General features: G+C 45.3%; 21 protein-coding genes. 7 read left to right on the plus strand and 14 right to left on the minus strand.

Annotation, left to right across the window (positions count from 1 at the left end; genetic code table 11):
- The first annotated feature begins 211 nt into the window (after positions 1–211).
- From nhaB to GTQ48_RS16685, 3 genes are read left to right on the plus strand one after another with little or no spacing between them, the layout of a single operon-like run.
- A complete protein-coding gene (gene nhaB / locus GTQ48_RS16675) occupies positions 212–1,795 on the plus strand; it encodes a sodium/proton antiporter NhaB (RefSeq protein WP_032095954.1) in 1,584 nt (527 codons plus the stop codon).
- Positions 1,796–1,798: 3 nt separating this feature from the next.
- Positions 1,799–2,326 (plus strand): disulfide bond formation protein DsbB, encoded by a 528-nt coding sequence (dsbB, locus tag GTQ48_RS16680; protein WP_163107675.1) that lies wholly within the window; start codon positions 1,799–1,801, stop codon positions 2,324–2,326.
- Entirely contained in the window at positions 2,323–2,874 is a 552-nt protein-coding gene (locus tag GTQ48_RS16685) for a GNAT family N-acetyltransferase (RefSeq protein ID WP_163107676.1), read from the plus strand. Before dsbB ends, GTQ48_RS16685 begins: the two co-directional genes overlap by 4 nt.
- A gap of 21 nt (positions 2,875–2,895) precedes the next feature.
- Here the strand turns inward: GTQ48_RS16685 and GTQ48_RS16690 are convergent, their stop codons facing one another.
- The 13 genes from GTQ48_RS16690 to GTQ48_RS16750 all read right to left on the minus strand — a co-directional run bounded on the left by GTQ48_RS16690 (position 2,896) and on the right by GTQ48_RS16750 (position 15,998).
- Positions 2,896–3,399, minus strand: coding sequence for a YcgN family cysteine cluster protein (locus tag GTQ48_RS16690; protein WP_163107677.1), 504 nt, complete (start codon positions 3,397–3,399; stop codon positions 2,896–2,898).
- Positions 3,399–4,064: a fumarylacetoacetate hydrolase family protein gene (locus GTQ48_RS16695; RefSeq protein ID WP_163107678.1), complete on the minus strand. Its 666-nt coding sequence runs from the start codon at positions 4,062–4,064 to the stop codon at positions 3,399–3,401. Before GTQ48_RS16695 ends, GTQ48_RS16690 begins: the two co-directional genes overlap by 1 nt.
- Positions 4,064–5,035 carry a lytic murein transglycosylase gene (locus GTQ48_RS16700; RefSeq protein ID WP_163107679.1) on the minus strand — a complete coding sequence of 324 codons (972 nt, stop codon included), beginning with the start codon at positions 5,033–5,035 and terminating at the stop codon, positions 4,064–4,066. Before GTQ48_RS16700 ends, GTQ48_RS16695 begins: the two co-directional genes overlap by 1 nt.
- Before the next feature lies 1 nt (position 5,036).
- Positions 5,037–5,333, minus strand: a complete 297-nt coding sequence (locus tag GTQ48_RS16705) for a YcgL domain-containing protein (RefSeq protein ID WP_163107680.1) — start codon at positions 5,331–5,333, stop codon at positions 5,037–5,039.
- Between the two features lie 109 nt (positions 5,334–5,442).
- Complete coding sequence (rnd, locus tag GTQ48_RS16710) at positions 5,443–6,600, minus strand: ribonuclease D (protein WP_163107681.1); 1,158 nt, start codon at positions 6,598–6,600, stop codon at positions 5,443–5,445.
- A 60-nt stretch (positions 6,601–6,660) separates the two neighbouring features.
- Positions 6,661–8,313 carry a long-chain-fatty-acid--CoA ligase FadD gene (gene fadD / locus GTQ48_RS16715; protein ID WP_163107682.1) on the minus strand — a complete coding sequence of 551 codons (1,653 nt, stop codon included), beginning with the start codon at positions 8,311–8,313 and terminating at the stop codon, positions 6,661–6,663.
- 121 nt (positions 8,314–8,434) lie between these two features.
- Positions 8,435–9,274, minus strand: coding sequence for an alpha/beta hydrolase (locus tag GTQ48_RS16720; RefSeq protein WP_163107683.1), 840 nt, complete (start codon positions 9,272–9,274; stop codon positions 8,435–8,437).
- A gap of 95 nt (positions 9,275–9,369) precedes the next feature.
- The gene (locus tag GTQ48_RS16725; protein WP_163107684.1) at positions 9,370–10,098 is read right to left on the minus strand and encodes a Slp family lipoprotein; all 729 of its coding nucleotides are present in this window, start codon (positions 10,096–10,098) and stop codon (positions 9,370–9,372) included.
- Positions 10,099–10,547: 449 nt separating this feature from the next.
- On the minus strand, positions 10,548–10,844 hold the full coding sequence (locus GTQ48_RS16730) for a hypothetical protein (protein ID WP_163107685.1): 297 nt from the start codon (positions 10,842–10,844) through the stop codon (positions 10,548–10,550).
- Between the two features lie 45 nt (positions 10,845–10,889).
- Positions 10,890–11,633: a tRNA (adenosine(37)-N6)-threonylcarbamoyltransferase complex dimerization subunit type 1 TsaB gene (tsaB, locus tag GTQ48_RS16735; protein ID WP_163107686.1), complete on the minus strand. Its 744-nt coding sequence runs from the start codon at positions 11,631–11,633 to the stop codon at positions 10,890–10,892.
- Positions 11,634–11,645: 12 nt separating this feature from the next.
- On the minus strand, positions 11,646–13,568 hold the full coding sequence (locus tag GTQ48_RS16740) for a DNA repair helicase YoaA (protein ID WP_163107687.1): 1,923 nt from the start codon (positions 13,566–13,568) through the stop codon (positions 11,646–11,648).
- A 119-nt stretch (positions 13,569–13,687) separates the two neighbouring features.
- The gene (locus GTQ48_RS16745; protein ID WP_163107688.1) at positions 13,688–14,998 is read right to left on the minus strand and encodes an alpha-amylase family glycosyl hydrolase; all 1,311 of its coding nucleotides are present in this window, start codon (positions 14,996–14,998) and stop codon (positions 13,688–13,690) included.
- A gap of 67 nt (positions 14,999–15,065) precedes the next feature.
- Positions 15,066–15,998, minus strand: coding sequence for a sulfite exporter TauE/SafE family protein (locus tag GTQ48_RS16750; protein WP_239060169.1), 933 nt, complete (start codon positions 15,996–15,998; stop codon positions 15,066–15,068).
- A gap of 136 nt (positions 15,999–16,134) precedes the next feature.
- Between GTQ48_RS16750 and GTQ48_RS16755 the strand changes: the two genes are divergently transcribed.
- Positions 16,135–16,617, plus strand: coding sequence for a DUF2244 domain-containing protein (locus tag GTQ48_RS16755; protein ID WP_163107689.1), 483 nt, complete (start codon positions 16,135–16,137; stop codon positions 16,615–16,617).
- Positions 16,618–16,732: 115 nt separating this feature from the next.
- Positions 16,733–16,978 (plus strand): DUF6482 family protein, encoded by a 246-nt coding sequence (locus GTQ48_RS16760; RefSeq protein WP_032095937.1) that lies wholly within the window; start codon positions 16,733–16,735, stop codon positions 16,976–16,978.
- A 47-nt stretch (positions 16,979–17,025) separates the two neighbouring features.
- On the opposite strand, the gene betI is transcribed toward GTQ48_RS16760, so the two are convergent.
- Positions 17,026–17,601, minus strand: a complete 576-nt coding sequence (gene betI, locus GTQ48_RS16765; RefSeq protein WP_239060170.1) for a transcriptional regulator BetI — start codon at positions 17,599–17,601, stop codon at positions 17,026–17,028.
- Positions 17,602–18,209: 608 nt separating this feature from the next.
- On the opposite strand from betI, the gene betB reads away from it, so the two are divergent.
- Positions 18,210–19,673 carry a betaine-aldehyde dehydrogenase gene (gene betB / locus GTQ48_RS16770; RefSeq protein WP_163107690.1) on the plus strand — a complete coding sequence of 488 codons (1,464 nt, stop codon included), beginning with the start codon at positions 18,210–18,212 and terminating at the stop codon, positions 19,671–19,673.
- A gap of 8 nt (positions 19,674–19,681) precedes the next feature.
- The gene (betA, locus tag GTQ48_RS16775; protein ID WP_163107691.1) at positions 19,682–21,334 is read left to right on the plus strand and encodes a choline dehydrogenase; all 1,653 of its coding nucleotides are present in this window, start codon (positions 19,682–19,684) and stop codon (positions 21,332–21,334) included.
- Positions 21,335–21,426: the final 92 nt, after the last annotated feature.

The following is a 21,426-nucleotide window of genomic DNA, read 5'->3' on the forward strand; positions in this document are numbered from 1 at the left end:
TTCAGTAACTTTCGTCATTAGATGCCCGTGAATTGCTTTCTCAACACGTTAATATCATGTACGCTTAAATCCCGACTATAATAACTGCGATAAAACTGTTTTTACGGTGAGTGAGACTACTCATCGACAGATTTGTAACGCGATGAATCGCAAACATACAGTGTAAAGATGCGCACAAATGCGTGCTTTGTTGTAAAAGGAACAGGAACTCATGCAAACCTCAATGATCTCGGCGATCTATAAGAACTTCCTGGGACATGCGCCCGATTGGTACAAAAAGACGATTATTGCCTTTCTCATTGCCAACCCCTTTATATTTATGGTGGACCCATATATTGCAGGTTGGTCACTGGTCATTCAGTTTATTTTCACCCTTGCCATGGCACTTAAATGTTACCCCCTGCAACCAGGAGGATTACTGCTTATAGAAGCCATGTTCATCGGAATGACCACCCCCGGTCATATGATGCATGAAATTGAGGTTAATTTAGAAGTGTTGCTACTGCTGGTCTTTATGGTCGCGGGCATATACTTCATGAAAGACCTTCTGATGTACCTATTTACCAAACTGGTTATTAAGGTTCAAAACAAGCTCATTCTTTCCCTTTCATTCATCTTTGCCTCTGCGTTTTTATCAGCGTTCCTAGATGCCCTTACTGTTGTTGCAGTTATCATCAGTGTTGGCTTAGGGTTTTACTCTATTTACCACAAAGTCGCTTCGGGCAAAGAATTTCACTCCGACCACGACCACACCAGTGATGATGGCGTGCACGATATTGGTCGAAATGATTTAGAAGACTTCCGTGCGTTTTTACGCAACCTTATGATGCACTCTGCCGTTGGTACAGCGCTTGGCGGCGTTATGACCATGGTAGGTGAACCTCAAAACCTTATCATTGCAGACAAAGCGGGCTGGAATTTTGTCGAATTCTTTATTCGTATGGCACCCGTTTCTCTGCCTGTTTTTGTGTTTGGTTTGCTTACGACTATTTTTGTAGAAAAAACGAAGCTGTTCTCTTACGGCGCCGAGCTCCCTTCTGCGGTAAGACAAATTCTTGTCGATTACAATATGCACATGGATGAAGGGCGCAGTAAGCGCGAAAAAGCAAAGTTACTGGTTCAAGCGTTAATCGGTGTTTGGTTAATTGTTGGTCTAGCCACGCATATGGCATCCGTTGGCCTGATTGGTCTTTCTGTTATTGTGCTAGCCACCTCTATGAGCGGCGTTATTGAAGAACATGCCTTAGGCAAAGCGTTTGAAGAGGCACTGCCATTCACTGCACTGCTTGCCGTTTTCTTTGGTGTTGTTGCCGTTATTATCGACCAAGGGCTTTTCCAGCCAGTTATTCACTGGGTACTGTCCTTTGAAGGTGAAACCCAAATGGTGATGTTCTACTTGGCCAATGGTGTTCTCTCTATGGTCAGCGACAATGTGTTCGTTGGCTCGGTATACATTACCGAAGTCACAGCCGCCTTAGAAGCTGGGCAAATTACACGAGATCAATACGACATGCTTGCAGTAGCTATTAACACAGGTACAAATTTACCCAGTGTGGCAACACCAAACGGACAAGCTGCGTTCTTATTCTTACTAACTTCTGCCATAGCGCCGTTACTGCGTCTGTCCTATGGGAAAATGGTTATTATGGCACTGCCGTATACCGTCGTGCTGACCATTGTTGGTTTGTTGGCAACCTATATAGGTTTAGCCGATGCCACCGCATGGTTATACGATATGCACTTAATTGAGCACCACTCTGCCACCGCGGTTGGCACTGAAGCGGTAGGACACTAAGTAATGCGAAGCCTTATTCACGGTATTAGTCAGTGGGCCGAGCACAAGTCATCATGGCTTGTGCTTTTTGCCACGTCACTGGCACTTGAAGTTGCAGCCCTGTACTTTCAGTACGCCATGGGTTTAAAGCCCTGCATCATGTGTATTTACCAGCGCACAGCGATGTATGGCATCGTATTTTCAGCGTTAATTGTAGTGATTAGCAATAATGGGTTTACGCGCATGCTTGGTTTTGCCGGGTGGGCAGTGTCCGCAGGATGGGGGTATTTACTTGCTACTGAGCATGTTGAGCTGCTTAATGCGTCTAATCCGTTTTTTGCAAGCTGCGAGATTGTGCCTAACTTTCCATCTTGGCTGCAGCTTCATGAGTGGATCCCTGCCGTGTTCGCCGCCGAGGGTGACTGCTTGGAAAACACATGGCAATTCCTGTCAATGGGCATGGCAGAATGGATGCAAATCATCTTCGCCACCTATGCCATTGCGTTTATCGTCGTGTTTGCATGCAGGCTATTGGATAAAAAGCCCTTTTGATTGATTTATCAATACTTCCTTCTCGCCTTCCTCCGATTCATACTGAGCAAGGCCCCGTCTCCATACAGCGTATTGCTCGCAAGCATTGCGACATACTGTGTGAAGCCGGGCAACAGTCTATTCATCATGTAAAGCCATGGTTTGGGGCGTCAACCTGCCCCGTGACTCCGGCTTTGTCTAAGCAGTGCATAGAGAGTATGGAAAAGGCGAGAGAGAGTGGCTATGGCTTAACCTATTTACTTGTGCATGAAGAGCGATGCTTGGGCATGGGTATTATTAACCACATACATCATACTCATCTTAGTGCAAACCTTGGTTACTGGTTGCGTCCAGATGCCTGTGGCAGAGGCCTTGCCACAGCAATTTGTGAGGCACTGAAAAAGCTCGCCTTTTCTCAAATGAACTTAAATAGATTGGAGTGTTTTGTTGAGCCAAACAATAAAGCCAGTTTGCGAGTGGCCGAGCGTATAGGTGCTATAAAAGAAGGGCTATGCCGCAAGCGTGTTTTTGGCAGAGACGCCCTACTTTATGCGCTTATTAGTGAATAAAGTAACGAATAAACTTCAGACCTAATCTAAGTCTTCCAGCGGCCATATCGCAATGTAGTTCTCAAATTCATTTAAATCTACATCGGTCTCAAATATGGTTTTATTGCGAACAGACATGCCCTTAGCATGCATGACATGCTTTTTACCCTTATTAAGCAACGGGTGCCACGACGGCATTCCCCTGCCCTCATGTAACCTTCTGTAGGTACAGCTTGTTGGCATAAAAAAGATGTCTTTCAGGTTTTCTTTCGTCAGTTTGACGCAATCTGGCACTAACACAGTTCTGTTTTGATACTCGGTACACTCACATTTTTTTGTATTTAAATAAGAGCATACGATATTGGTATAGTGTATCTGCTCGTTAGCATTGATAAAGTCGGTTGGGCTGTATTCTTCTGCACTTTCGTCATCAATAAATTTGTGTAGACAGCACTTACCACATCCATCGCAAAGTGATTCCCACTCGGTTTGGTTCATTTCTTCCAATGATTTGGTTTCCCAAAATGGCGCTGACGATGCGGGCATTACACAATTACCTTAGTTTGAAGCGAAAAGAAAGCGTCTAGCGATACTGCTACTGTATCGCCGTCGTTAAGCGGACCAACGCCTTTTGGCGTACCGGTGAGGATAACATCGCCGGCGTCGAGAGAAAATACGGTGGACATGTGCGCAATTAACGGAATAATTTTATGTAGCATCAACGCCGTGTGGCCTTGCTGTCTCACTTCGCCATTAATCTTCAGGCTAAAACGCAAGTTGTCGAGATTATCAAACTCTGCCAACGGAACAAAAGATGAAAGTGGTGCGCTGTTATCAAAAGCCTTTGCTCGCTCCCAGGGCTGCCCCTGCTTTTTAAGCGATGCTTGCACATCCCGTAGCGTTAAATCTAGCCCTAAACCAATACCCCAGATAGCGTCGGCAACTTCAGGCTCACTGGCATTTTTGAGGCTATTTTCTAGCAGCACTGCGACTTCTAACTCATTGTGACAGGCACCTTTATCAGTGGGTATCGCAAGTGGCATTGTCATATCACACATAGCCGACTTGGGCTTCATGAAAAGCAAAGGGGCTTCAGACACCACTGAGTTCATTTCTTGAATATGGTCTAAATAGTTTCTACCAATACACACAACTTTATTGACTGGAAGAGCAATAGGCTGCTCAGCTACGCTTTTGTGTTGATAAGGCATCAATATCCTCTCTTTATGCGCTCAGACAAATACCCAACAGAAACGCCAAAATAGGTCGAACGATTCCATTTCATCAATGTGTGAAAGTTATTATAGACAAGATAGACCCTGCCGTTTTCACCGTCAGGCATAATTAACGACGCTTTAATATCCACATTGGGAAGGTCGCTACCGTCAAACCGTCTTACGCCTTGGTCTTGCCAAAACGAGAGCGGCCTCATGTTGGCTTTAGCCAAGCCAGATATCGTTACTGGCTTAGTGAGTCTTACTTGGCGGCCCCATGTCCCCGTGTCATCCCAGCCCTCTGAGGCCAGATAATTAGCAATCGAGGCAAACACATCGGCTTTTGTGCCCCAAATGTCTTTTTTACCATCGCCGTCATAATCTTCAGCATAGGTGAGAAACGATACTGGCATAAATTGAGTCTGCCCCATCGCTCCGGCCCAGGAGCCTTTAAAATTATCCACCTGTGCGTGCTTTTCACTTAAAATAGTAAGCGCAGCAAAGAAATTCTTTTTGAATAGTGCTTCCCTACGCCCTTCATAAGCAAGAGAGGCTAATGCCGACAGTATGCTATACGAACCCTGTATTTTTCCAAAGTTTGACTCATTGCCCCACAGCGCCACGATAAAGCGTGGTTGAACACCATATTTGCGTCCAATTTCGTCCAGTAACACTTTATTTGAAAGGTATTTCTGTACTGCCTGCTCAGCTTTCCAATCAGGTACTCGCGATACAATGTAATCGTCTAAGGTGATTTTCTTTTCCGGCTGATTTTTATCTGATTTAACGGCAGTAGGTCGAAATGTGATATCGCTAAAAGCGCTATCAATAAACTGTACGTCATAACCTTTTTCTATCGCTTCGCTTTTTAGCGTTTTAAGGTAATCATTAAATTCATTGTCGCTGGCTTGAGATGAAGACACTGCAATACTTGCCACCAGCATTGCTAACAACATAGTTAAACGCATACTAAAACTTTTTGTCCGGTGAAGAAGATAGGCCAAGAGAAACTCGATGAGTAGACAGAAGATCATCCTCTTTAGGCGGCATTTGTAGGTAAAAGCCGTTGCTATTTAATTCATCTGTGAGCTTCTGCTTGTCGATGCCTGCTATCTTTTCACGCTTGTCTAGTGCTAGCAGTGTGACTAACTCAGGCTTACCAAAGCGCTGCATAAGAGGCTCTGGCACGTCGTCGAATACATCTTTTTTAGTCACGTATAAATACATGCCCTGTTTTTTTCGGGTTTTATAAACCGCACATAACATACTATTTCTCGTTTCTACTCTGTGTTTACGTTTACCAAAACTGACGCTTTATTTTGGCTTTTGAGTTTCAGTGCTTTTATTTCAGTACTTTCATTGCTAATGAAGTATTCTAGCCCTCAGGCAGTTCACCAAGTAGCTCAACCACTTTTGGCGTAAACAGTGGCCCACGCCATGTTGATAACACGTCAGGTTTTAAGCCCAGGATACGGGTTTCATCTACATTAAACCAATACCACTTTAATAATTGATTTAGCTGTTTTTTCGATGACATTACTTCGTTATTCACGCCGTTTTCTTTTGCAATCTCCTCGCTGATGACTTTGAGATCGGCAAGTGTTTTCTTGTACTTAGGAATATCCATCAAGCGCAATACTTGCGGTAGCCGCAGTTTATCGGGAGTTTGAGCGAACCGTTCACGAGCCTCGGCGATTAAATCAATAATGGTATCGCCATATCGACGTATTGCCTGTTGATTTAAATCGTTAATTTTCGATAAGTCTGATTTACTCGATAAAAGGCGCTGTGCCGCCTCGAACAAATGCCCCTCTTTAAAGACAAAGTTTAAGGCGAGATCTTTTTTTCTTGCCGTTGTTAAACGCCACGACGCTAACGCCTGAAGTACCGTAAGTTGTTCGCTATTCAATCGCCAATTATTTTTAATAGTGAGGTAGGCAAAATCTGCTGGCATTTGCGCCCGCTTTTTCGCAGCTAGCAACGCAATTTCTTGATAAACCCAGTTCTCTTTTCCTGCGTCTTTTATCTTGACCACCAAATCTTCATAGCAAGGCAGCAGATACAGCACGTCGTTAGCAGCGTAACTTAGCTGCGACTCACGCAGTGGACGGGCAATCCAATCGGTTCGAGATTCACCTTTATCAAGGCTCACGTTGCAAATCATCTCTACAAGACGGGCATACCCTAAACTTGGCCCCATATCTAATAGACTGGCCGCAAACTGGGTGTCGAAAACAGGCTCCGGAATCGTATTGAAAGCAACGAGAAACGTTTCTAAGTCTTCAGAACAGGAGTGCAATACCTTCACAAGCGATTTATTTTCCAGTAAATCGATGAATGGCTGCATATTGTCTATGGCGATAGGGTCGATAAGAACAAGTTGGTGCCCATCGTAGAGCTGTATTAACCCAAGGTGAGGCGTAAGTGTTCGCGTTCGAACAAACTCTGTATCAAGAGCCACAGCACCTTGCTGTTGCGCCAAAGCGCACACGTTGTCTAGCTGTTCGTATGTTGTAATTAATTGATATTGCATTATTTCGCACATTAAATAAAAAAGCCGGCTCACGCCGGCTTTAAAAACTAGTTAAAGAAATTAGTCTCTAAGCTCCCGACGCAGTATTTTACCTACATTGGTTTTTGGCAAATCATCTTTAAAGACAACTTGTTTAGGCACTTTGTAGCCTGTTAGTTCACTACGGCAGTGAGCGATAACGTCTTTTTCAGTTAACGAGTCGTTGTTACGTACTACGAATAACTTAACAACCTCACCACTGACTTCGTGAGGTACACCCACCGCGGCCGCTTCGACGATATTTTCGTGCATAGCAGCGACTTCTTCAATTTCATTAGGGAACACATTGAAGCCTGAAACTAGGATCATATCCTTTTTGCGGTCAACAATATAGAAGTAACCTTCATCGTCTACCGTGGCAATGTCACCTGTGGCAAGCCAACCATCTTTCAAGATATCTTCCGTCGCTTCTGGGCGATTTAGATATCCCTTCATAACTTGCGGGCCTTTTACCCACATCTCGCCTGGTTCGCCTTTTCCTACTGGATTGCCGTCATCGTCTAATAGTTTGATGTCGGTAGAAGGAACCGGCATTCCGATTGCCCCTTTATACGCCTCTATCTGAGGTGGATTTACCGCAACAACTGGAGAGCATTCAGTAAGGCCATAGCCTTCTAAAAGTACGGTGCCCGTTACTTTTTCCCACTTTTCAGCCACTGGGCGCTGAACCGCCATACCGCCACCGAGTCCAAACTTGAAATTAGAAAAATCTAATTCATCAAATCCGGGGGTGTTAAGTAGGCCGTTAAAAAGCGTGTTAACACCGGGTAATATCGTAAAGGGGTATTTCCCTAACTCACTGACAAATGCAGGCATGTCCCGTGGGTTAGTGATAAGTAGGTTGCGACAACCGTACTTCACAAACATCAAGCAGTTCGCCAGCAACGCGAAGATATGGTAAAGCGGCAGTGCCGTGACGACAAAATCTTTACCTTCTTCTATAACAGTTTCAAGTATTCCTGATACTTGCTCTAAATTGGCAACCATATTTCTATGCGTTAGCATTGCCCCTTTAGATACACCTGTTGTACCGCCGGTGTATTGCAAAAACGCTATGTCTGAGTTTTCTATATTTGGACGCTTATATTCTAAAGACTGCCCTTTTTTGACTGCAGACATAAATGACGTGGTGGCCGAGAGATTAAACGACGGCACCATTTTCTTCACGTATTTGACTACCGCGTTCACTACCCAGCGTTTTGGCGCTGGAAGCATGTCGCCAAGTGCAGTAAGGAACACTTCTTTTACTTGGGTATCGCCAATAACTGCCTCTAGCGTACAGGCAAAGTTTTCGACAATGACAATGGCTTTTACATTAGCGTCGTTAAGCTGATGTTTTAGCTCTCTGGCCGTGTACAACGGGTTAACATTAACAACGACCATACCAGCGCGCAAAATACCAAACATGGCGACGGGGTATTGAAGAAGGTTCGGCATCATTATCGCTACGGCATCACCGCGCTTTAGTCCGCTTGCCTGTAGATAAGCCGCATATTGAGCTGATAACGTATCAAGCTCACCAAACGTCATTGAATGCCCCATGTTAATAAAGGCTTCTTTATCTTTAAACTTTTTTACTGATTGTTCAAAAATGTCGACGACAGAGTTGTAGCGATCGGCATCGATTTCTGCGGATACACGAGGGTCGTAATGTTTAAGCCAGGTTTTTTCCACCAAAACCTCCTTTACTTTATTCTTCTACTAATAATTGAGCCCGTGAGAAACCGCGCCCATGTAACTGGTCTGATAACCTGCGAATAGTATAGGAAGTGTAAAAAAAAATAAACGCTGCAATTTACATTTGCTCAACAAATTGACAAATAAGACGCCCTACATCCTCACTATTTTCCATGTGAATGTGATGGCCGCCTACAAATTGTTCATATTGCGCAGATTCAAACCAGTGTGCTCGTTGCTCATAAACATGAGGTAAATTTTTAAAACTCCTTGATGCGCCGATAAAGAGTATAGGACATGTCACCGACTCCATTAAGGTTTGTGCTTGTTTTTCTGTAAGTCTAAGTGTGGATTTTGTCCGAAGCTTAGGGTCGCTACACCAATAGGTATTGCCATCTGCCTCTGTAATCATGTTTCGCATGAGTATTTGCCGTGCATGATCAGCTGTCATATCAGATATTTTGCACCGCGCTTTCACCGCATCATCAAGGTTAACCGTGCGGCGGTGGCTGCTTGATTTACCCTGCCTGCTAATTAACGCATTTCGCATTTGCTGCTGTGTCGTTTCTTCGCTTTCGGTAAGCGGCCCACAGGCATCAATACTCACTACCGCTTTTACTTTCTCAGGGAATAACGCGGCATACATAGTCACCAGGATACCACCAAGAGAATGCCCTATAAGAATGACATTGTCCCAGCCCTCGCTCTCAATGAGCCCATGCAGGTCTTGTAAATAGTCAGCTTGATTATAGTGCGTGCCCACAGGTCGATGAGAGGAACGCCCATGCCCTGCAAGGTCGATAGCGATATAGCGACAGGACGATAAATAAGGCGCTACTACTCGTAAGCTTTCAGCGTTATCGAGATAACCGTGAAAGCCAATGACAACTTGCCCACTTCCTTCATTGTCTAAACCCGCTAGTTTAAGGGGGCCTGCCATTGCTTCAAACTCAATCATAAACGCATCACCATCGGCGGCAAACTATTGCCGCATTCACTTTTTAAACTCACTTACAAACAAAAAAGGCGGCATCAACTTGCCGCCTATTGCTACTAATACTGCTGGACTTTGGGGTTAGTTATCACCGGCCCTTTTTGGCCACCGCTTGACCTAGAGCTTCTTTTTGCCGGGCTAGGTCCATTCATATTGGTTATTCTAGCGCGTCTTGGCGCATTACTGTAACGGATAACCCGCATACGATTCATTTGAGGGAACATCCAAGGGCCACCTATGAAGCGTCCGCCCATCCAAGGACCTCCGCCCCATCCCCATGGGCCGCGCAGACCATAGAAGGGTGAATACCACCCGCTATGGTAATTAAAGAAGAATGTATTTACGTCGTACACTTCCCTATCTCGCCACATATGATAATCATCGGCCGCTATAGTGGGGTAGATATAAGGCTGCTCACCTACCATCCCCGTGGTGGGTGCGATAAGCGTACCCAAGAAAGTTGCAGTTCGGCCTTCTTCAAACACAATAGGATCGACAAAGCCGTCTATCTGCACCTTAAAGCGCCCAGATGTCTCGCCAGAACTGCGGGGCTTGCCGTAGTGATTGAGTGGGAAGTGCGCGAGTTCGATAAAGGTTTTGTTCGGTTTATTCTCAACACCAACCACAATGCCGCCCCAGCGAGCCTTTTGCCCTTGAGCACTGGCGCCTGATGTAACGGCACTTGAATACGAAACTAATGCGGTGCCTTCGGGTACCTCTAAGGTATCTGGCACCATGGCACATCCTGCAAACATGAACACGGTCAATAAAAGTAAATATCGAGACATATGCGCGCTCCTTTGTACATCATTTGACGATTAACCCCGGCGTTACCACTGAAGTAGAAAATTGTGTAGACGGCCTTCGCTTTGCTTTTTTCGTCGAGCATTTGAGAGCCTCATAACTAAGACTAAGTTAGCATTGATACGTTCACAGAACCACTAGAGTTCTATTACAAAATGATAAAGACTCTAAAACAAACTCTGCAAAAGCTTCGGAATTTCAGCCACCTGACACTCAATGTCTTACCACGGGATAATTCCAGACTGTTGGTGAGATCTTCTGATAGTAAGCTTCCCCCCCTGAATTAGCAGCAACAATACTAAACAAGGAATGGGAGCGACTAAGCAGGTAGTAGAGGGCTAGTTGGCAAAGGAATAGGTAGTAAAGGAATACGTTACTTAGAACATACTAACGAATTGCTTCGGAAGCATTTACCAGAACACCGGGTTTCTCTCTACGCGTAAATATCAACACCAAACATGTCTTGTATCGACTCTCGCTGCTGCTGTTTTTCAAAACTTTGGTACGATGCAATGGCCTGCTGAGAATAGGCGTTGCTGTCTTCTTTTATAAAATCTTGGTAGGCCTTTGCATTGCTAGTGCCCTGTTCGTCAGGCGCAACAACGACCGCCTTAATTTGAGACGATTCACTTTGCCCTTTGTTCTCCTGCTGAGGGTCTTTCGAAATTTTCGAGACCCGGCCTTGAGCGGCGTCAGAAGATGATATGCCAAAATTAGTATTAATATTCATAACGCTCTAGCAACTGCAATTTTCGTTCCTAGTATAAGATAATCCTTATTCCCGACCAGGAAGCTTTTTCCACGTCACCTTATCTCTTAAGTAAACCGGTTTCACTTCTGCAGCGCTTGTAGTTGTGTTTGCACGGGCAGCTTCTTTGGCGTCTTCAAGCATGAATGCCGCGTTCGGTAATGTTACGGCTGGTTTTTTTTCTGTGTTTGCTGCTTTGCTTATGGCTGTTTCTCCATCGCCCTGCGTATTCAACCACTGCTGAAGCTCCTCATAGGCCGCCCAGCCAGTGCCAGCAACAATCACATTATTGTTGAGCGCCTCGCCCAATTCACTGAGGTAATTGACTGCTTCTGTGGGCGGACACACTTGTTCAGGAACGACTGTTTCTAACCCATTATCCGACTGTTTGTATACACAGAAATAGACTTCACCCATACGTGCGTCTGACGCAACGGCAACGAATTGTCCGGTGCTCTTTTGTGCAGCTTCAACTGCCATTGCCTTTAGCGTACTTACGCCTGCTACGGGTAAGCCCGTGCCAAGCGCTAGGCCCTGAATCATGCCGGTTGCAATTCTCACTCCCGTAAAACTGCCGGGGCCGCGACCAAACGCCAATAAATCAAGTGAAGCTAATTCAACACCGGCTTCCTTTAGTATCGCATCAATCATAGGTAACAGACGCTGACTGTGCTGCTGGGGACATACTTCAAAATGGCTATACAGCGTATTATCGACTTCTAAGGCGACTGAACACGCTTCTGTTGCTGTATCAATAGCTAAAATATTCATTACAACTCTCTATCATTCTTCATCATCGATGCCGGCAAGAAATGCCTCTACATCATCTAGGCTTCGCGTGCGTTTCATGTCGGGCAAGCTGCCTATAAACGTTTTTGCATAAGGTTTAGTCACCAAGCGATTATCACAAATGACCAACACCCCTTTATCGGTAGGGTCGCGAATGAGGCGTCCCGCCCCCTGCTTTAAGGTGATAACCGCTTGTGGAATTTGAATAATGCCAAAGGGGTTTGCACCGCGTTTTTTCACATCTTCCATTCGAGCTTGAAGCAAAGGATCATCCGGTGAAGCAAACGGAAGCTTATCTATCATCACGCAGACGAGGTCGTTACCACGCACGTCTACGCCTTCCCAAAATGCACCTGTGCCCATGAGTACGGCTTTCTCATCGGCTAAATACGCATCCAACAATGCTTGTTTTGTGGTGGTTCCCTGGACAAGCAGCGGATTATCTATTTCATCTTCTAATTTCTTTGCGATTTCTCTTAGCATCGCGTGACTGGTGAACAACAAGAAACAACGCCCGCGACTGGCTTTAATTAAACGCTTAGCGGTGTGCAGCAAGGTTTCACGCATTGAATAGCTGTTTGGCTCAGGCAAGTAGCGCGGTACACACAGCATGGCCTGTTCTGGGTAGTTAAAAGGGCTGTCTAAGCCAAGGGTTTCTGAATCTTCTAATCCCATTCGACGCTGAAAGTGCTCGAAACCACCATTGACCATCAACGTGGCCGACGTAAACACCCAGCCTCGCGGCGGTGACTCAACAAAGCGTCTAAATTTTGCGGCGATAGACAGCGGTGTTAAATGCATAACAATGTGCCGCGGGGTAGTTTCGTACCACAAACTAACATTTTGCTGTTTGTTATCGCTTAACGCGTCAAGCTGCTCTCTCGATGCAACAATGCGCTCGTACATATTGTCTAAATCTTTATCGCGGCCTAAATGCAGCTTGCACACTTCATAAAGAACGCCTAGCGCTTCGGCAAGCTTACCCACCTGCAGGCGGACTTCGTCGCGATCGAGTGCGAGTGCCCAATTTCCCCGCTCAGGATCATGAGGAAAAAGCAGACGTAAATCAGATGCTATCATGCGACATTTATCAGCGGCTTTATCTAGCTGCCCAGCATCTTTGAGTACTGTTCTAAACAGTAAGGTAATGTCTTTGGCAATATCTTGAATTTGGCGCGTAGACAACGACTCACCAAAGTAGTCGCTGGCAATATCGGGGATTTGGTGGGCCTCATCAAAAATAATGGCATCGGCTTCGGGAATAAGCTCGCCAAACCCCGTGTCTTTCAGCGCCATATCGGCGAAGAAAAGGTGATGATTAACCACGATAATATCGGCATCTAGGGCTTTGCGGCGAGCTTTCACTAGGTAGCAGTCTTCGTAGTCTGGACACTCTCGGCCTAAACAGTTGTCTACGGTAGATGTCACCATAGGCAGCACTCGCGCATCTTCTGGAAGGGTTTTAAGCTCTCCCATATCTCCGCTTTTGGTTGTACTTGACCAGCGCTTCACTTCAGATAACTGACCCAACACCTCTTTTTCTACCAAGGTGGAGTTACCGCCATGCTGAGACAGTCGGTGCAAACACAAGTAATTCGACCGCCCTTTTAGCAGTGCCGTTTTTCGCTTGCTGCTCAACGCTTTTTTTACCAGCGGTAGGTCGCGATGAAAAAGTTGCTCTTGCAGATTTTTTGTTCCGGTGGAAATAATGGCTTTACCACTGCTGATTAACACCGGCGCGAGATAAGCAAAAGTTTTGCCCGTTCCGGTGCCGGCTTCCACCACCAAACTGCCCGTTGTATCGATAGCGTGCTTTACCGCGTTGGCCATGTCGGTTTGCGCCTCTCTTGGCACAAACCCTTTTATGGTTTTTGCAAGCAGGCCATCAGATGAAAATACATTTTTTATAGTGGGCATTTTTGGGACGTTTCAAATACATTGCATTATTAGGCGCGCATTATGCCAAAAACAGCGTTGAAAACCTATCGAACAACACATGTAAACATAAAGAAGTACCCTGTTATTTGTGCCAGAATTCAAGTGTGCCAGATTTCAAAGCCCCAGGGGTTTAACGTGAGCGCGGTATCGGATGAAAATGTCGTTTTCTTATTGCGCTTCCAATGATGCAGCGTACCTAGATGCAACGACTCTTCAAATGTCACCGTTGCGGGCACATCAGAAAAGTTAATCACCACAAAGACTTTGTCGTCCTCGCGCTCTTCTCGTCTTACAAAACTGAATACCTGAGCCATTGATGAGTTAGGCACTTGGATCATGCGTGCTCCAAACTCACCATTGCCTAAAAATGGCTTCGATTTTTTAAGGGCGATGAGTTCTCGGTACAGTTCGCCGATAGGATGTTCTTGCCACTCAATGGGATCTCGTTCAAAAAAAGCCAGACGTTTGGTCTCTCCAGCTTCTTGTCCGTTGTGAATAAGAGGCATCCCCTCGCCTATAACTGAAAGCGCAATACACGCCTCGAGTGCGTCACCAAACTGCTCACGCTGCGTGCCGTCCCATGCGTTTTTATCGTGATTGCTCACAAACGTCATGCGATAGGCGTTATGCGGCCATGCTCTCTCATTCCATGAGTAGTATTTTCTGAGTCTGTCTACGCTGCAGCGACCCTTGGCTAATTCGTGAAGAGTTTCATTCCAACTCCACGCATAGGTCATATTGAAAGCGTTCTCGTGTAAATCTCTGTTTTCCCACTCAGCAAGCAAAAATACAGGCTTAATGGCGTCGAGAGCGTGACGGGCTTGCTCCCAAAAATCGTTGGGGATATAGCCTGCAACATCACAACGAAATCCATCGATATCAAACGCTTCCACCCAATAGCGCATTGCAGAAATCATGTATTCCCTCAGGCCAGGCTGGGAATAATCAAACTCGATAATGTCAGACCAGTCCCACCAGGGCGATGGACGAAAGTCGCCTTTGTGATCTTTTGCATACCAATGAGGATGAGAGTCGACAAGTGCGTTGTCCCATGCACTGTGATTAGGTACCCAGTCTAGAATGACTTTAAGGTTGAGCTTATGGGCTTGAGATACAAGCTGTTTAAAGCTTTCTTTATTGCCGAACTCTGGATTCACATCAAGATAATCACTGACCGCGTAGGGGCTACCGAGCTGCCCTTTTCTGTTTTTTTTACCAATAGGATGAATTGGCATTAACCATATAATATCTGCGCCTAGGCTCTTAATATGCTCAAGGCTGTCAGTCACCCCATCAAAGGTTCCCTGGGTACTGAACTGCCGGGTGTTTATTTGATAAATAACCGCGTGGGAAGACCACTTGGGTTGCGATACCCTATATAGAGGACGAGGTGTTACGTCAAATTCCATAGACTAACTCCCTGTAAGGATCAGCCGCTTATCTTGCACTGAACATTAAGCGACATATAAAAAAACGCTAAAAAATAGGTAGGCTGGTTACGCCTAGTAAAAATACCCACAACCCAAAAAATAGCTTTAGTGATTGCGTAGAAAAAGCCAGCACAAGGTATTTAGCCATAACACCACCCAAAATAGCACCTGCGCCAGCAAATATGACAACGTCATATACTATGGCATGGCTGACAAGTACATGAAAGGGAAGTGCTGACCACACTGTAAATGCTGATAAAATAACCGCAACCGCTATAGACATGGTGACGTTGAAACCGCGGATAATGAGGTAAACAGCGACGAGTTCGCCCACACCAATAGATAGCCAAGCAGTAATGCACCCGCCCAAGAAGGCGATGGTGGGAAGACACACAATATCGTTTCCAGCTAACACGCTGCTGAACACCTGGCGCTTCATCAGCGGAATTGACGCTATAATTGCAATGGCCAATATAACGGAGAACACACCGAATACCGTGTGTAAGTTTTCAGGCCCACCCAATACATTGAGTAGAAGCGCTGAGCCATGCGTGGTGTATTGCGAAAAAAGGACACCACAAAGAGAAGGTATGACAGTTAATAAAAGAGCACTTGGCAGCGCGCCCCACTGACTGTCTGTTTTACGTTGGTCTGTTTGGCGTTGAGTGCAGAAAAAGCGAGTCCAAGTAATTGCTCCTGCCGTCATACCACAACACTGAATAGCAAAGCTTGTGGCTACAATACTGTCAGGGGTAAAGGAAAGATACGCAAAAAAGGGGACAAATACCACGCCGCCGCCAGCGCCTGTGGCATTGGCAAATACCGCCCCTACTATGCCGACAAAGGTAAAGAAGCCATATTCTTGCAGCAAAGTCCCCACATTATTTTGTGAAAAAATAACAAAAGCCCATACTGCAATAAAGGCAAAAAGCCATGCTCTTTTGCGAGAAAACAGTGGCAATGATAGGGAATATGACAAGTCTCTTTTTCCTACAACGAGTTAACTGAGTGTCCGAGCGGCTACCTGCAACTGAACAAATTTCAATCTAAATGCTTAAATCGATACGTATAAGGCTTCATGTTTGTTTTCACGGCCGTATCGTTAACGCAGCGACATGATAGTAGTATCAAAAGAAAATAACGACACCGTTATTCATATAACACCGAATAGGTCTGCCACGTGGAAGCAGACAAAGTTTCTTATGCTAGCCTTTGCGCTGTTTATTAGCTCAATAGCAACCGCTTGGGCTGTAGCGGGTGCATGGGTAATTCTTCCTTTTGCTGGCGCAGAAGTATTTGCGCTTATTTGTGTTATGTATATTACCTCTCGCGCAACCTATCGATGGGAAGATATCACCATTGCTGCAGCCGCTATCGAAATTACCACCTCCCAAGGCAATCGCTGGGTGTTGAACAAAACCGCCTCGTATCTCTATTTTATTGAGGACACCCGTTTTGGCCGGTTACCCCGAGTTATTTTAAAAGACGACGTATGCGAATGTGAGGTTGGCAGTTTTTTAAACGAATCAGATAAAGACCAACTCTCTTCACACCTGACATCGGCAGGCCTACTGCGATGCAGTAATAAGTGGTGGTAACTGCTGCCAAATTTGGCCACGGCGGCGTGTCGGTTTATATAAATGAATCATAATTAATGATCACTTTTCAAATATTTCGACTAAACATTAAGTAACGTTAAGGAGAAATTCAGCTATGAACTTGTACATTGAATCATTAGAGGGCGGTAATTATCTTGCGTCTACCGGTGTCGGCGCATCTCGAGCACTTGTACGAGACAAGAGTTCGCAACCAAAGACGTTTCATTGTTTGAATGAAATAAGAGAGCATTTCGACACACAATCTTTTGAGCACGTGTGGCTAAGACAAAATACACCCTACGAAGAAATGGTAGGCCAGACCGATCATCCAGGCGCATTAGAACTGGAAATTGAATTATAAAGAACCGTTAAGGTTCTTTTTTATTGCCATGGAATGCCGATTAGGCCTCAGTCAGCAAAGAGATTAATAGTGTCTCTTACGTATTGCTTAATTCTCACTACCGGCTCTTCGAAGTTGCCGTTGCCAACGCTTCCCATGGAATAACGCAGCCAATAGCCATCGATAAGCGCAGCGGTTGATGCTGCTGCGTTTTTTGCTTCACGGGGCGGTAAAAGCTGTCGATAACTGTACGCTAAATTACTTTCAAGACGTCGGTGGTTAATGCACTGTAACCTGTGCAACCCTTTATTGTGCAAAGACAGCGCCCAAAAGTTAAACCACGTATTTGTTGCCGAACTTGCGCCCTGTGTTTGCGAAAAGTTATTTTCAATAATAAAGTCAATTCGCTCTAGCGGGTCGGCAATATGGGTGGTTATTTTCAACGCTTCCAATAGATGCCGCATCGTTGCTTCTATAAGTCCCTGCTTGTCTCCAAAGTAATGGCTCACGATCCCCGATGACAATCCCGCTTTTTTGCTAATTAAGCTAATCGTTGTCCCGTGATAGCCAACCTCTGTCATCACTTCTAATGTCGCTTCAATTAATTGCTTTTTGCGAACCGGCTCCATTCCCACTTTGGGCATGCTAGAACTCCAAATATTTATCCAATGACTACCTGTAATGACCTGAACTGCGCTGCTGCAGTTGAGCTATTACCAATAAACTAACTGTAAATAGGTTACCTACTAATATGTTACCACGATTAAAAGCCGCACCGCGCGCTTACTATTTGGGTAGTTGAGCCTACTATTTTAAAGACGCAAAGTGCGAAGGAGGCGCGAAGGTAAATTCAACATTAAAAAATACTGTTAGCACTAAGTATTTTATGTGTATTCCAGTTTATATAAATAAAGTTCACGCACTAACCAAATCACAATAAAAATAAGCAAATACATACACCTAAACATCATAAAGCATTAAATAATCACAGATCTCACGGACAAAATCCAGCACACCAACTTGAATCAATAGTTAGAACACTATACAATTTATTCTTTATTGAATGGTCAATCAAAATAAAACACGTCGTTAAGCGCGAGTTTAAATAGCTGCTTGAAATAGTAAATCGACTGACTTTCATACGCTTAGGTAAGAAGTGCTCCGTAGTGTTATGCAGTAGTTTTTTGCAATTGAAGCACTGTCTGTCAGCGACTGTTCACAATGATTAACCAGCAACTTTAGGAACTTATCAATGTCATTACCTACATATCAGAATTATATTCACGGTAAAGCTCTCGCGAATAAAAGCAGAGAAACGTTTTCTGTTACTAATCCAGCAACAGGTAAAGTGATATACCACGTTGAAGTTGCTGATGAGTTTGTGCAAAAGCAGGCTATTGAAAGCGCAAAAGCTGGGTTTGAGAAATGGTCGACTATGACGCCTATCGAGCGCACCCGTATTTTAAACAAAGCCGTGGCGTTATTGCGTGAACGAAACGATGAATTAGCAACAGTAGAAGTGCTTGATACCGGAAAACCTATTCAAGAGGCAAATTGCGTTGATGTTGAAACAGGTGCCGATGTAATCGAGTACTTTGCAGGCCTAGCTCCAACTCAGTTAGGCACGCAACAACAGGTAGGCAGCGATTTTTTCTACACCCGTAAAGAGGCACTTGGTATTTGCGCGGGGATCGGTGCGTGGAACTATCCTCTTCAAATTGCATGCTGGAAATCTGGCCCTGCCCTAGCCGCTGGCAACGCATGTATTTTCAAACCATCTGAAGAAACGCCTCTTGGTGCTATAAAGTTAGCCGAAATATTTACGGAAGCCGGCGTACCCGATGGTGTCTTCAATGTTGTACAGGGCGCTGCAGAAGTTGGGCAGTGGCTGACAACCAACCCTGATATTGAGAAGGTGTCGTTTACCGGCGAAGTGAGCACGGGCAAAAAAGTAATGCAAAGCGCCGCCTCTAACCTTAAAGACGTCACGATGGAACTGGGCGGCAAATCACCCCTTATTGTGTTTGACGATGCCAATGTAAGCCAAGCGGTGAGTGCAGCTATGCTTGGTAACTTTTATACCCAAGGCGAAGTATGCACTAACTGCACCCGTGTTTTTGTGCACCGCTCGGTTTATCAATCGTTTGTTGATGAACTTATTTCACGTACCAATAGCAACATCATTGCCGGTGATCCTCTCGACCCAGAGGTGAACTTAGGTGCGTTAATTTCAGAAAACCATCGCAACCTGGTGCTAAGTTATATCGAAAAAGGTAAACAAGAAGGTGCGACCCTATTAACTGGCGGCCACACCTTATCTCCTGAATCAGCACCCAATGGCTTTTTTGTCGCGCCCACAGTATTTACAGACTGTACGGACGACATGACTATCGTGAAAGAAGAGATTTTTGGGCCAGTGATGAGTGTACTTGTATTTGACGATGAGCAAGAGGTTATATCTCGTGCGAACGATACCGTTTTAGGCCTTGCCGCAGGTGTGTTTAGCCAAAACATTCAGCGGGCTCACCGTGTTATCCACCAGCTAAAAGCCGGAATATGTTGGATTAATAGCTACGGAAATTCACCCGCTGAGATGCCAGTAGGTGGTTATAAACAGTCGGGTGTAGGTCGTGAAAACGGCGTTGAAACACTTAATAGCTACACGCAGACCAAGTCTGTCTATGTGGGTATGACTGACATTGAAAGCCCGTTTTAGGAGCCGCTATGACTATGTATGATTATATTATTGTTGGTGCGGGCTCGGCCGGTTGCGTGCTGGCTAACAGACTATCTGCAAACCCCACGAACAAGGTTTTGCTTTTAGAAACTGGCGGTTCTGACAAAAGCATCTTTATAAAAATGCCCACGGCGCTCTCAATTCCCATGAATACTGAAAAGTACGCGTGGCAGTTTCAAACAGAACAAGAGCCTTATTTAGACAATCGCGAAATGCACTGCCCTCGCGGCAAGGTGTTGGGTGGTTCGTCATCCATTAACGGCATGGTGTATGTGCGTGGCCACGCAAAAGACTTTGATGAATGGGAACAACACGGCGCTAAAGGTTGGGATTACCAGTCGTGCCTACCCTACTTTCAAAAAGCGGAAACCTGGTACAAAGGCACGGACACATATCGTGGCGACACTGGCAACATTGGCGTAAATAACGGTAATGAAATGAAGAACCCGCTTTACGGCGCGTTCGTTAAAGCTGGAGAGCAAGCTGGGTACGATATCACCAGCGACTACAATGGCCAGCAGCAAGAGGGCTTCGGCCCAATGCATATGACGGTAAAAGGCGGAGTGAGAAGCTCAACAAGCCGCGAATATCTCGACCCGATTAAATTTCGCACCAATCTAACCATAGTCACCGGCGCCCTTGTGACTAAGGTAATACTAGACAACAAAGTTGCAAAAGGTGTTGAGTACCGTGTGAAAGGCGAAACCCAAATAGCATCGTGCGCTGAAGAGGTTATTTTAAGCGCGGGTTCAATTGGTTCACCGCATATTTTACAGCTATCAGGCATTGGTGATACTGAGGTGTTGAGTAACGCAGGCATTGATACGCTTCATCATTTACCTGGTGTAGGAAAGAATTTACAAGATCATCTTGAGTTTTACTTTCAGTACAAGTGCAAAAAGCCTATTACTCTTAATCGCAAGCTAGATGTTATATCTAAAGGCATGATTGGCGCTCAGTGGTTAGTGAATCGCTCAGGACTTGGCGCTACAAACCATTTTGAATCATGTGCATTTATCCGTTCTAAAGCAGGCGTCGAATGGCCAGACATTCAGTATCACTTCTTGCCAGCAGCAATACGATATGACGGCAAATCAGCCTTTGATGGCGACGGGTTTCAGGTTCATGTTGGTCACAACAAACCGAAAAGCCGTGGCAGTGTGTCGGTAGTGTCAAGCGACCCTACCGTTGCTCCAAATATTCGCTTTAATTATTTAGAGCATCAAGATGATATAGAGGGGTTCCGCGCTTGCGTAAGGCTAACCCGAGAGATTATCTCGCAGCCTGCTTTTGAGGCATTTAGCGATGGAGAAATTCAGCCTGGGGAACATGTTCAAACAGACGAGCAAATTGATGCGTTTGTACGACAAGCAGTCGAAAGCGCCTATCACCCATCCTGTTCTTGCAAAATGGGTGAGGACGATATGGCAGTCGTTAATTCAAACACAGAAGTACATGGCATAAGTGGCCTTCGAGTTGTTGACTCTTCCATATTTCCGACTATTCCAAACGGTAACCTTAACGCCCCTACCATTATGGTGGCAGAGAAAGCCGCCGACATAATTTTAGGCAAAGAACCGCTACCTCGCAGCAACGCACAGGTTCACATAAATTCGAACTGGCAGCATGCCCAGCGCTAATAGGGTGTGTTGAATCTCTATTTATAACCGCTTGCGGATATTTTATCGCAACGCGCTCACAAGGTTAAACGTGCACGGTTAGTGCGTATTTG

Origin of the sequence: Alteromonas genovensis, assembly GCF_010500895.1 — a bacterium.
Taxonomy (GTDB): domain Bacteria; phylum Pseudomonadota; class Gammaproteobacteria; order Enterobacterales; family Alteromonadaceae; genus Alteromonas; species Alteromonas genovensis.